Origin of the sequence: Shewanella kaireitica (genome assembly GCF_023284045.1) — a bacterium.
Classification (GTDB): domain Bacteria; phylum Pseudomonadota; class Gammaproteobacteria; order Enterobacterales; family Shewanellaceae; genus Shewanella; species Shewanella kaireitica.
In genome coordinates, this window is record NZ_JAKIKQ010000007.1 from 166,483 (window position 1) to 178,437 (window position 11,955).

An 11,955-nucleotide genomic window follows, 5' to 3' on the forward strand; every position below is an offset into this window, starting at 1 on the left:
AACTACTTATACGCAATATTTTACTCTAAAAAAAGTCATCCGATTTAGGAAAAACGAGCTAAAGTACTGCCGCTATTTCACAAGCTTTATAATGTAAACTCCAGTTCGTTGAATAAATTGTCCGTTTATTATTACATAGGCTTATCCAATTACTGAGTTCTTTAAATTTCCATTAAACATTTACCCATAAAAAAGCCGCTCCTGAGAGCGGCTTTCAATCAAACTCGGTTATTACCAACCAGTCTTAGTACGTAAAGCTTTACCGATGTCAGCTAGAGAGCGAACAGTCGTTACGCCCGCAGCTTCTAGAGCCGCAAACTTATCTTCAGCAGTACCTTTACCGCCAGCGATAATAGCGCCAGCATGACCCATACGCTTGCCTTCAGGTGCAGTTACACCAGCAATGTATGAAACAACAGGCTTAGTAACGTTAGCTTTGATGTATTCAGCCGCTTCTTCTTCAGCAGTACCACCAATTTCACCAATCATTACGATTGCTTCAGTTTGCGGATCGTTTTGGAACATTTCCAATACGTCGATGAAGTTAGTACCTGGAATTGGGTCACCACCAATACCTACACAAGTAGATTGGCCAAAACCTTCATCAGTAGTTTGCTTAACCGCTTCGTACGTTAACGTACCAGAACGTGAAACAATACCCACTTTACCAGGCTTATGGATGTGACCAGGCATGATACCAATCTTACACTCACCAGGAGTGATAACACCTGGACAGTTAGGACCAATCATACGCACGCCAGTCTCTTCAAGTTTAACTTTAACTTGAAGCATATCTAACGTTGGGATCCCTTCAGTAATACAAACGATTAGCTCAATGCCACCGTCGATTGCTTCAAGAATTGCATCTTTACAGAAAGGTGCAGGTACGTAGATAACAGTAGCAGTAGCGCCAGTCACTTCAACAGCGTCTTTAACAGTATTAAATACCGGTAGACCTAAGTGAATTTGACCGCCTTTTCCTGGAGATACACCACCAACCATCTGAGTACCGTAAGCGATAGCTTGCTCAGAGTGGAAAGTACCTTGACCACCAGTGAAACCCTGACAGATTACTTTAGTATCTTTATTAATTAATACAGACATTATTTGCTCTCCGCAGCTTTAACGACTTGCTCAGCTGCATCAGTAAGACTTGTAGCAGCAATGATGTCTAGATCAGAGTTAGCAAGAACTTCACGACCAAGATCAGCGTTAGTACCTTCAAGACGAACAACAACAGGTACTTCAACGCCAACTTCTTTAACAGCGCCAATGATGCCTTCAGCAATCATGTCACAACGAACGATTCCGCCAAAGATGTTCACAAGAACAGCTTTAACGTTTGAGTCAGACAAGATGATCTTGAATGCTTCAGCAACACGTTCTTTCGTTGCTCCGCCACCAACGTCTAGGAAGTTAGCTGGCTTGCCGCCGTGCAGGTTTACGATATCCATCGTACCCATTGCAAGGCCTGCACCGTTAACCATGCAGCCAACGTTTCCGTCTAGTGCTACGTAGTTAAGCTCAAACTTAGCCGCGTGAGCTTCACGAGCATCATCTTGTGATGGGTCATGCATTTCACGGATTTTAGGCTGACGGAATAAAGCGTTACCGTCGATACCAATCTTGCCATCAAGACAGTGGATATTGCCTTCTTCAGTGATAACAAGTGGGTTGATTTCAAGCAGTGCGAAATCATGATCTTCAAACATTGTCGCTAAGCCCATAAAGACTTTAGTGAACTGTTTCATTTGGGCTGGAGTCAAACCCAACTTAAAGCCAAGGTCACGTGCCTGGTATGGCTGAGGACCTGTTAGCGGATCAATGATAGCTTTGTGAATGAGCTCTGGCGTTTCTTCAGCCACAGTTTCAATTTCAACGCCACCTTCCGTTGATGCCATGAACACAACACGTTGTGTTGCACGGTCAACAACAGCACCTAGGTACAATTCATTTGCAATGTCAGTACAGCTTTCGACTAAGATTTTAGCTACTGGCTGACCCTTCTCATCAGTTTGGTAAGTCACTAAGTTCTTACCTAACCAATGTTCAGCAAACGCTCTTATCTCTTCTTTATCGCCAGTGACTTTAACGCCACCTGCTTTACCACGGCCGCCTGCGTGTACTTGACACTTAACAACCCACATATCACCGCCAATATGGCCTGCAGCTTCAACAGCTTCTTGAGCTGTATCACATGCAAAACCTTCTGACACTGGTAAACCATATTCGGCAAATAAAGATTTTGCCTGATACTCATGCAAATTCATGATGATCTATCCATTATACTTCTTGTCAATTTTTCAACAGGCTCAAATGAGCCTGCAACGAGGGTATTGTCTGTCTTAACCTTAAAGGTCAAGTAACAGACGAGTTGGGTCTTCTAGGAAGTCTTTAATGGCAACCAAATAACCAACCGACTCACGACCATCTACGATACGGTGGTCGTAAGAAAGTGCGAGGTACATCATAGGCAGGATTTCAACCTGACCATTGACTGCCATAGGGCGATCTTTAATGGCATGCATGCCTAAAATCGCGCTTTGTGGCAGATTCAAAATTGGGGTAGACATCAATGAACCAAATACACCACCGTTAGTAACCGTAAAGTTACCGCCAGTCATGTCAGCAACGGTTAATTTACCGTCACGGCCTTTAAGTGCTAATTCACGAACATTACGTTCGATATCAGCAAGGCTCATCTTATCGGTATCACGTAGCACTGGTGTTACCAAGCCACGCGGCGTTGAAACCGCAATGCTCACATCAAAGTAGTTGTGGTAAACAATTTCATCGCCATCAATTGAAGCGTTAACTTCAGGGAAACGCTTAAGTGCTTCAGTCACAGCTTTTACGTAGAAAGACATAAAGCCTAAACGGATACCATGACGCTTCTCAAAAATCTCTTGATACTGCTTACGGATGTCCATGATTGGCTTCATGTTAACTTCGTTAAACGTCGTTAGCATGGCTGTCGAGTTTTTAGCTTCTAGTAAGCGATTAGCAATCGTCTTACGTAGACGTGTCATTGGTACACGTTTCTCACTACGTTCAGCAAGCGGCGCAGCAACAGCAGCTGGAGCGCTTGTCGGCGCTGGCGCTGCTTTAGCATTCTTAACGAAGGCTTCAACGTCTTCCTTAGTAATACGTCCGCCAACACCAGTACCTTTAACCGCGGCAGCATCAACATTGTGCTCTGCAATTAAACGGCGTACTGATGGGCTTAATGCATCACTGGTCTCTTCAGCTTCTGCAGGAGCAGCCGCTTCAGCTTCAGCTTTAGTCACTTCTTGGCCAGCAACTGCGCCAGCAACAAAGTTCGCAATAATCGCTTCGCCTAAAACGGTGTCGCCTTCTTCCGCAAGGAATTCAGCAATCTGACCATCTTCAGGTGCAACAACTTCAAGTACTACTTTATCAGTTTCAATATCAACAAGGATTTGATCACGAGAAACTTGCTCGCCAGCTTGAACATGCCAAGTAGCAATAGTTGCATCAGCAACAGATTCTGGCAGTACGGGTACCTTAATTTCGATACTCATGGATAACGATCCTTTTTATATAATGTCTATTACTACAGCTTTAATGCGCTGCTAATTAACGATTCTTGTTGCTGAGCGTGCAATGCAGGATAACCACATGCTGGCGCAGCTGAAGCTTCACGGCCGGCATAGCTCAACTGAGCTCCTGCAGGTATGACGCTCCAGAAATGATGTTGGCTACAATACCAAGCCCCTTGGTTTTGAGGCTCTTCTTGGCACCACACGAAATCTTTAACATGGCTATAGTCAGCAAGTGCAGCGGCTGCTTCTTCATGTGGGAACGGATATAGCTGCTCCACACGAATTAGTGCTACGTTGTCTTGACCTTCTTTACGACGACGCTCTAGTAGCTCAAAGTAAACTTTACCGCTACAGAATACGACTCTGTCGACCTTGCTCGCATCTAGTTCATCAATTTCGCCGATAACATTCTGGAATGTCCCTTCAGCAAGCTCTTCCATGCTCGAAACAGCTAATGGGTGACGAAGCAGTGACTTAGGTGACATAACCACAAGTGGGCGGCGCATTGGACGCACAACTTGACGACGCAACATGTGGTAAACCTGCGCCGGTGTAGAAGGCACACAAACCTGCATATTGTGGTTAGCACAAAGCTGTAAGAAACGCTCTAGACGTGCACTTGAATGCTCTGGACCTTGTCCTTCATAACCATGAGGTAATAGCATAGTCAGACCACATAAACGGCCCCACTTTTGCTCACCTGATGACAAGAACTGGTCAATCACTACCTGTGCACAGTTAGCAAAATCACCAAACTGGGCTTCCCAAAGCGTTAATCCGCCTGGTTCTGCAGTGGCATAACCATATTCAAATGCTAGTACCGATGCTTCTGATAAAACAGAGTCAGTTAGGTCAATTGGACCTTGGTCATCAGCAATATTACGCAGTGGCATGTAAGCCGTTGCGTCATTTTGATTATGCAGCACAGCATGACGATGGAAGAAAGTACCACGGCCTGAATCTTGGCCAGTAATGCGGATACGTTTCTTATCTTCAAGAATCGACGCGTATGCTAATGTCTCAGCAAAGCCCCAATCTAACAATTTTTCGCCTGACGCCATCAATAAACGATCTTTATAGATTTTGGCAACGCGAGACTGCAACTTATGGCTTTCAGGAACATAGCTGATTTTTTCTGCTAGATTCTTGATTCTGTCCATCGACATATGCGCGTCGTAGTTATCATTCCACTCAGCGCCAATGTATGGACTCCAGTCGACAGAATGTAACGTCATTGGACGCCATTCTTTAACCACACAATCACCGTCATCTAACGCGTCACGATAAGCGTTCACCATCGAGGTTACGTCATCAGCGCCCATTGCATTTTCAGCAATCAGCTTGTCGGCGTAGATCTTTCTTGGTGTTGGGTGCTTCTTGATTTTCGCGTACATCAGTGGCTGAGTTGCGCTCGGCTCGTCCGCTTCGTTATGGCCATGACGACGGTAACAAACCAGATCAATCACCACATCACGCTTAAACTCATTACGGTAATCAACAGCAAGCTGTGATACAAAAGCAACCGCTTCTGGATCGTCTGCGTTAACGTGGAAGATTGGCGCCTGTACCATCTTAGCAATATCGGTACAGTATTCAGTAGAACGCACATCTTCTGTCAAGTTAGTGGTGAAACCGACTTGGTTATTCACTACGATGCGGATTGAACCGCCAACCTTGAAGCCGCGAGTTTGCGACATGTTAAAGGTTTCTTGAACAATGCCTTGACCCGTAATCGCTGAGTCACCATGAATGGTAATTGGCATCACTTGCAGGCCAGTATCACATTTGCGCCTATCTAAACGCGCACGTACTGAACCAATAACCACTGGATTAACGATCTCTAAGTGAGATGGGTTAAAGGCTAGTGCAAGGTGAACATTTCCGCCCGGTGTTTCAAAATCAGATGAAAAACCTTGATGATACTTAACATCACCAGAGCCGTTAAGCTCATCGCTGTGCTTACCGGCAAACTCATCAAATAGCTCAGACGGCTTTTTACCAAGAATGTTTACTAATACGTTCAAACGACCACGGTGAGCCATGCCGATAACCACTTCTTTGGTACCTGCATCACCCGCGCGATAGATAATTTCACGCATCATAGGCACTAGCGCATCACCACCTTCAAGTGAGAAACGTTTTGCACCTGGGAACTTAGCGCCAAGGTATTTTTCCATACCTTCCGCGGCATTAAGCCCTTCTAGAATTCGAGTTTTATCAGTTTTTGAGTAGTTGGCAGCACCTAGAGACGGCTCAAGACGTTGCTGGATCCAACGCTTTTCATCTGTATCGGTAATATGCATATACTCAGCGCCAATCGAGCCACAGTATGTTGCTTTCAGCGCTTTGACCAGATCAATTAACTTCATGGTGTCGCCACCATGTGCAAATGAACCGGTATTAAATTCACGCTGCATATCGTCACTATCTAGACCATGGAAAGCAGGGTCTAATTCAGAAACGGTATCGCGTTTCCAAATATCTAGCGGATCCAAGCTCGCGTTCTGGTGACCACGAAAACGGTGCGCGTTAATTAGCTGTAGGACTTTAACTTGTTTTGCATCGACTTCATGATCGGTCACTTTTGGTGAGCCTTTCTGACGTCCGTCTAATGCAAGACTACGAAAATAGTCGCGTACTTTAGAGTGGGCAGCTTCAGGCACTTCACTAGAGGTACCATTCACTAGAGGGAGGTTATCAAACACGACTCGCCAGTCTTCTGTTACTGACTGTGGGTCATCTTGATAGGCTTCATACATCTCTTCTACATAGGTCGAATTCGCGCCATTAAGATGAGACGATTCGAGCCAGGCTTTCATGATGCCTTGGTGCATTTCTATTCCTTTCAAACTTATACACGTGCTTAGCCAAAGTCATAAATACAGAACGTTCGAGCAAACCCAAATTTTCTGTAATCTCTGTAGCCCCTAGAGTTCCAGATTATCTTTATATTGTCTTCCGTGACACAAAAAGAGTCACTTCCAATAAAGAAAGTGACTCTCATAGAGCTATATCAATATCGGCTCTTTAAACTGCATTAAACGGCTCTCTTCAGAAGCATAGACTTGATGTGTCCAATTGCTTTTGTCGGGTTAAGCCCTTTAGGACAAACATCAACACAGTTCATGATACCGTGGCAGCGGAACACACTGTATGCATCATCAAGCTCTGATAAACGTTCTTCAGTTGCGGTGTCGCGGCTGTCGATCAAGAAGCGGTATGCGTGTAGCAAGCCACTTGGACCGATGAACTTATCAGGGTTCCACCAGAATGACGGACAAGCTGTAGAACAACATGCACACATAATACACTCATAGAGTCCATCTAAATGCTCACGCTCTTCTGGTGATTGCAGATGTTCACGCGCAGGCGTTTTTTCATCGTTAATCAAGTACGGCTTAATCTTTTCATACTGAGTGTAGAACTGAGTTAAGTCGACGATTAAGTCGCGCACTACAGGCATACCTGGTAGCGGGCGGATCTCAATCTTCTTGTTCTTAAAGGTAGAAACAGGCGTGATACACGCTAATCCGTTTTTACCATTCATATTCACACCGTCACTACCACACACACCTTCACGGCATGAACGTCTAAATGATAATGTTGAATCTAACTCTTTTAACTTCATCAGTGCATCAAGGACCATCATATCGGTACCTTCATCCACTTCTAAAGTGTAATCCTTCATGTATGGCTTAGTATCTACATCAGGATTGTAGCGATAAACTGCAAATTCCAATTTCATCGTCTCGACTCCTTAGTAAGTACGTTTGATAGGCGGGAAAGCGTCACGAAGCTTAGGCTCCATGTTCACATCACGCTTAGTCATTAGCTCGGTAACTGGGTCATATACACTGTGGCATAACCAGTTCTCGTCATCACGGTCTAAGAAATCTTCACGTGAATGTGCACCACGACTTTCTGTACGGAAGTTAGCAGCTGTTGCTGTTGCAATCGCTGTCGCCATCAAATTATCAAGCTCTAAACATTCAATACGTTGAGTATTAAACTCAGATGAATTGTCAGACAGCTTGGCATTCTCTAAACGAGTACGAATCGCTTTAAGCTCTTTAAGGCCTTCAGCCATTGCGTCGCCACTTCTAAATACAGAGAAGTTAAGCTGCATACAAAGTTGTAGATCTTTACGGATAACCGCAGGATCTTCACCGTCTTTGTTGCTTTCCCAACGATTCAAACGAGCTAGCGATGATTCGATTTCAGCTTCAGATGCATCTTTAGGGTTAGGTGTTGCATCAAGTGCTTTACCTAAATGTTGTCCCGCTGCTCGGCCAAATACCACTAAATCAAGCAATGAGTTACCACCAAGACGGTTAGCGCCGTGTACTGATACACAAGCAATCTCACCCACAGCGAATAAACCAACAATATCTTCTTCAGTGCCGTCGTCATTTTGGCGAAGAACCTGACCACTGACTTTAGCTGGCAAGCCACCCATCATATAGTGACAAGTTGGTAATACTGGAATTGGACCATCTGCTGGATCGATATGAGCGAATGTACGAGACAATTCACAAACACCAGGAAGGCGCGCTTCTAGGGTTTCTTTACCTAAGTGATCCAGTTTTAGTAAACAGTGCGGGCCTAAAGGACCATCAAGACCACGACCTTCGCGGATTTCAGTCATCATTGAGCGTGCTACCACGTCACGAGATGCTAAATCTTTAGCGTTAGGGGCATAACGCTCCATGAAGCGTTCGCCGTCTTTGTTTAGCAGGTATCCGCCTTCACCACGACAACCTTCCGTTACAAGTACACCTGCGCCAGCAATACCCGTTGGGTGGAACTGCCACATTTCCATGTCTTGCATTTGAACGCCAGCGCGCATCGCCATACCAACACCGTCACCAGTGTTAATGTGTGCGTTAGTGGTAGATGCGTAAATACGCCCTGCTCCACCCGTCGCTAGAATAGTTGCTTTAGCTTTAAAGTATACGATTTCGCCAGTTTCAATTTCGATTGCAGTACAGCCAACAATCACACCGTCTTCGTTTTTAACTAAATCGAGTGCATACCACTCTGAGAAAACTTCAGTCTTATGTTTAACGTTTTGTTGGTATAAGCAATGAAGAAGCGCGTGACCAGTACGGTCAGCCGCTGCTGCGGTACGTGCAGCTTGCTCGCCACCAAAGTTTTTAGACTGGCCGCCGAATGGGCGTTGGTAAATAGTACCGTTTTCAAAACGAGAAAATGGTAGACCCATTTGCTCTAGTTCGATAACCGCTTCTGGTCCGGTTTTACACATAAATTCGATAGCTTCTTGGTCACCGATGAAATCAGAACCTTTAACAGTATCGTACATGTGCTGTTCCCAGTGATCTTCATGAGCATTACCCAGCGCTACGGTGATACCGCCCTGCGCAGATACTGTATGAGAACGAGTAGGGAAAACTTTAGATAACAGCGCGCAGCTCTTACCTTCTTTAGAAATTTGTAGTGCCGCGCGCATACCTGCGCCACCAGCGCCGATTACAACCGCGTCAAATTCGCGAACTGGAATACCCACTTAAACACCCCACACTATCAAAATGCCTGCTGCCAAATAAGAGAAGGCGGCTACGACAAAAACAAACTGAAGTACACCACGTAGAGACACACACTTAACGTAATCGGTAAGTACCTGCCAAATACCAATCCATGAATGGATTAGAATCGCAACCAGTGCGAGAAGTGTGAAGACTTTCATTGGCAGAGCACTAAACAGACCGTGCCATGCATCATAAGTCAGTGGAGAGCTACATGCGATAAAACCAACCATAAAAATAGTGTAACAGGCTAGAATTACTGCACTTGCACGTATAAGAATAAAGTCATGGACACCGCTGCGGCCAAGACTTGCTGCATTTGTTACCATACCCAAATCCCCGCAATGATTGAAAACACTACTGACAATGCAATAGCCACTTTAGCTGAAGTTAATCCTGAAGAGAGTTCTTCCCAGTAACCGGCATCCATCACTAAGTGGCGCAAACCCACTATCAAGTGATAACCCAGTGCAGTAAGAATTCCCCAAACGATAAACTTAACGATAAAGCTATCAAAAAGAGATTGGACGCCAGCAAAACTTTCCGCGGATGCTAATGACTCATTAAGCAACCAGATAAGGATACCGACAGCAAACAACATAATAACGCCCGATACACGATGTAGGATGGACGCGATGGCCGTTGCAGGAAACTTTACAGTCTGCAGATCTAAATGGACAGGTCTTTGCTTTTTCACGTTCTGCTCACTCTGCTCAATTGAGCTAATTTTTGTTATACGAACCGCTTTTGCTTGGATCTTCATCCGTGAACCAGGTCACAGTTTACGCCCTTCACAAAAGAAAACTTTAAACAAACATTTAACAGTTTAGTGAGCACTAATTAAGTATGTAAAAAAGTGATAACTATTCGCTAATGTCTGCAGCTCATCTGAGCCGCAGCAAGTATACGTGGGTGAAATGTCAAATACAAACATCACATTATGGAAATATAGTTTTTTTGGTAAAAAAATCTGCCAAGTGGCTGTTGCTACAACTAGTTACACTTGAATAAGACCATGGTCTAAGAAATTTAAACGCTTATTTAAATTGAAATGTGACCCAGATCCACTGTAAAGTATTGGCGTTTGATAAGCCGCACTCAATAAGAATGAAGTAAGGAGAATGGGGTATGGCTGAAAATATAGCCAAGTTAGAACTACCAGGGAATGATTCAATCGATTTGCCGATCAAAAAAGGAACGGCAGGATTTGATGTAATTGACATCAGTAAACTAGGTAGCAAAGGGCACTTTACCTTCGATCCAGGATTTCTCGCAACAGCCTCCTGTGAATCAGCAATTACTTATATCGACGGCGCACAAGGGATCCTGCTTCACCGCGGTTACCCGATTGGCGAGCTGGCCGTAGATTCTGATTATTTAGATCTATGCTATTTGTTGCTTTACGGAGAGCTTCCGAACAAAGCACAGTACGACACTTTCGTACACACAGTTAAAAACCACACTATGGTGAATGAGCAACTTGCAGCCTTCTTTAGAGGTTTCAGACGTGATGCTCACCCAATGGCGATGCTATGTGGTGTTACAGGTGCCCTGTCGGCATTCTACCAAGACTCTTTGGATGTGAATGACGAACGTCACCGTGAAATCGCAGCCTTCCGTTTGGTATCTAAGATGCCTACTATTGCTGCGATGTGTTACAAGTACTCTATCGGTCAACCGTTTGTATACCCACGTAACGATTTGAGCTACGCAGGTAACTTCCTAAGCATGATGTTCGCAGTGCCATGTGAAGAGTACAAGGTTAACCCAATCGTTGAACGTGCTATGGATCGTATCTTCATCCTACATGCCGATCACGAGCAGAATGCATCAACTTCAACTGTACGTTTAGCAGGTTCATCTGGGGCTAACCCATTTGCTTGTATCGCTGCGGGTATCGCGTCTCTTTGGGGACCGGCTCATGGTGGTGCAAACGAAGCTTGCCTAAACATGCTTGAAGAGATTGGTAGTGTTGATCGTATTCCTGAGTTCATTGCACGTGCCAAGGATAAAGAAGATCCTTTCCGTCTAATGGGCTTCGGACACCGTGTTTACAAGAACTTCGACCCTCGCGCAAAAGTAATGCGTGAAACATGTCATGAAGTTCTGGCTGAACTTAACGTTAATGACCCATTGCTAGATGTTGCAATGGAACTTGAACGTATTGCACTTGAAGACGAGTATTTCGTCTCTAAGAAACTATATCCAAATGTTGATTTCTACTCAGGGATCATCATGAAGGCTATTGGTATTCCAACTAGCATGTTCACTGTACTGTTCGCTCTAGCGCGCACAGTGGGTTGGATTGCACATTGGAAAGAGATGCTAGATCAGCCTGGTCACAAGATCAGCCGTCCACGTCAGTTATACACTGGTGATGCAGAACGTAGCTTTGTCGCAAAAGATAAACGCGGCTAATAGCTAGTTTCTCAATATGAAAAGGCACTCATTGAGTGCCTTTTTTATTGCCAGACATAGCATGTTCACCCTGTTATGGTTCGCTCTAGCGCGCACAGTGGGTTGGATTGCACATTGGAAAGAGATGCTAGATCAGCCTGGTCACAAGATCAGCCGTCCACGTCAGTTATACACTGGTGATGCAGAACGTAGCTTTGTTGCTAAAGACAAACGCGGCTAATAGCTAGTTTCTCAATATGAAAAGGCACTCATTGAGTGCCTTTTTTATTGCCAGACATAGCATGTTCACCCAGTTATGGTTCGCTTTAGCGCGCACAGTAGGTTGGATTGCACATTGGAAAGAGATGCTAGATCAGCCTGGTCACAAGATCAGCCGTCCACGTCAGTTATACACTGGTGATGCAGAACGTAGCTTTGTTGCTAAAGACAAA

Annotated in this window: 11 protein-coding genes; 3 read left to right on the plus strand and 8 right to left on the minus strand. The window is 44.7% G+C overall.

The window, feature by feature from the left end; genetic code table 11:
- Nucleotides 1-231: 231 nt before the first annotated feature.
- From sucD to sdhC, 8 genes are all read right to left on the minus strand, one after another.
- Nucleotides 232-1,104 carry a succinate--CoA ligase subunit alpha gene (gene sucD / locus L2730_RS11530; RefSeq protein ID WP_248974733.1) on the minus strand — a complete coding sequence of 291 codons (873 nt, stop codon included), beginning with the start codon at nt 1,102-1,104 and terminating at the stop codon, nt 232-234.
- The gene (gene sucC / locus L2730_RS11535) at nt 1,104-2,270 is read right to left on the minus strand and encodes an ADP-forming succinate--CoA ligase subunit beta (protein ID WP_248974734.1); all 1,167 of its coding nucleotides are present in this window, start codon (nt 2,268-2,270) and stop codon (nt 1,104-1,106) included. The genes sucD and sucC overlap by 1 nt, the downstream gene beginning before the upstream one ends.
- Before the next feature lie 81 nt (nt 2,271-2,351).
- The gene (gene odhB / locus L2730_RS11540) at nt 2,352-3,542 is read right to left on the minus strand and encodes a 2-oxoglutarate dehydrogenase complex dihydrolipoyllysine-residue succinyltransferase (protein WP_248974735.1); all 1,191 of its coding nucleotides are present in this window, start codon (nt 3,540-3,542) and stop codon (nt 2,352-2,354) included.
- A gap of 32 nt (nt 3,543-3,574) precedes the next feature.
- Nucleotides 3,575-6,397 carry a 2-oxoglutarate dehydrogenase E1 component gene (gene sucA / locus L2730_RS11545; protein ID WP_248974736.1) on the minus strand — a complete coding sequence of 941 codons (2,823 nt, stop codon included), beginning with the start codon at nt 6,395-6,397 and terminating at the stop codon, nt 3,575-3,577.
- A gap of 203 nt (nt 6,398-6,600) precedes the next feature.
- Nucleotides 6,601-7,308 carry a succinate dehydrogenase iron-sulfur subunit gene (locus tag L2730_RS11550; RefSeq protein ID WP_020913029.1) on the minus strand — a complete coding sequence of 236 codons (708 nt, stop codon included), beginning with the start codon at nt 7,306-7,308 and terminating at the stop codon, nt 6,601-6,603.
- A 12-nt stretch (nt 7,309-7,320) separates the two neighbouring features.
- Nucleotides 7,321-9,087 carry a succinate dehydrogenase flavoprotein subunit gene (gene sdhA / locus L2730_RS11555; protein ID WP_248974737.1) on the minus strand — a complete coding sequence of 589 codons (1,767 nt, stop codon included), beginning with the start codon at nt 9,085-9,087 and terminating at the stop codon, nt 7,321-7,323.
- Nucleotides 9,088-9,435: a succinate dehydrogenase, hydrophobic membrane anchor protein gene (gene sdhD, locus L2730_RS11560; protein ID WP_248974738.1), complete on the minus strand. Its 348-nt coding sequence runs from the start codon at nt 9,433-9,435 to the stop codon at nt 9,088-9,090.
- Nucleotides 9,429-9,824: a succinate dehydrogenase cytochrome b556 subunit gene (gene sdhC / locus L2730_RS11565; protein ID WP_220737543.1), complete on the minus strand. Its 396-nt coding sequence runs from the start codon at nt 9,822-9,824 to the stop codon at nt 9,429-9,431. Before sdhC ends, sdhD begins: the two co-directional genes overlap by 7 nt.
- A 410-nt stretch (nt 9,825-10,234) precedes the next feature.
- On the opposite strand from sdhC, the gene L2730_RS11570 reads away from it, so the two are divergent.
- From L2730_RS11570 to L2730_RS11580, 3 genes are all read left to right on the plus strand, one after another.
- On the plus strand, nt 10,235-11,524 hold the full coding sequence (locus tag L2730_RS11570; protein ID WP_020913034.1) for a citrate synthase: 1,290 nt from the start codon (nt 10,235-10,237) through the stop codon (nt 11,522-11,524).
- Between the two features lie 31 nt (nt 11,525-11,555).
- Nucleotides 11,556-11,744 carry a citrate/2-methylcitrate synthase gene (locus L2730_RS11575; protein WP_428848451.1) on the plus strand — a complete coding sequence of 63 codons (189 nt, stop codon included), beginning with the start codon at nt 11,556-11,558 and terminating at the stop codon, nt 11,742-11,744.
- Nucleotides 11,745-11,775: 31 nt separating this feature from the next.
- A partial coding sequence (locus tag L2730_RS11580; RefSeq protein WP_428848452.1) for a citrate/2-methylcitrate synthase occupies nt 11,776-11,955 on the plus strand: 180 nt, incomplete at its 3' end.

Coding starts and splice junctions, on each gene's coding strand:
- sucD (WP_248974733.1), bottom strand. CDS start 1,104: ATGTCTGTATTAATTAATAAAGATACTAAAGTAATCTGTCAGGGTTTC.
- sucC (WP_248974734.1), bottom strand. CDS start 2,270: ATGAATTTGCATGAGTATCAGGCAAAATCTTTATTTGCCGAATATGGT.
- odhB (WP_248974735.1), bottom strand. CDS start 3,542: ATGAGTATCGAAATTAAGGTACCCGTACTGCCAGAATCTGTTGCTGAT.
- sucA (WP_248974736.1), bottom strand. CDS start 6,397: ATGCACCAAGGCATCATGAAAGCCTGGCTCGAATCGTCTCATCTTAAT.
- L2730_RS11550 (WP_020913029.1), bottom strand. CDS start 7,308: ATGAAATTGGAATTTGCAGTTTATCGCTACAATCCTGATGTAGATACT.
- sdhD (WP_248974738.1), bottom strand. CDS start 9,435: ATGGTAACAAATGCAGCAAGTCTTGGCCGCAGCGGTGTCCATGACTTT.
- L2730_RS11570 (WP_020913034.1), top strand. CDS start 10,235: ATGGCTGAAAATATAGCCAAGTTAGAACTACCAGGGAATGATTCAATC.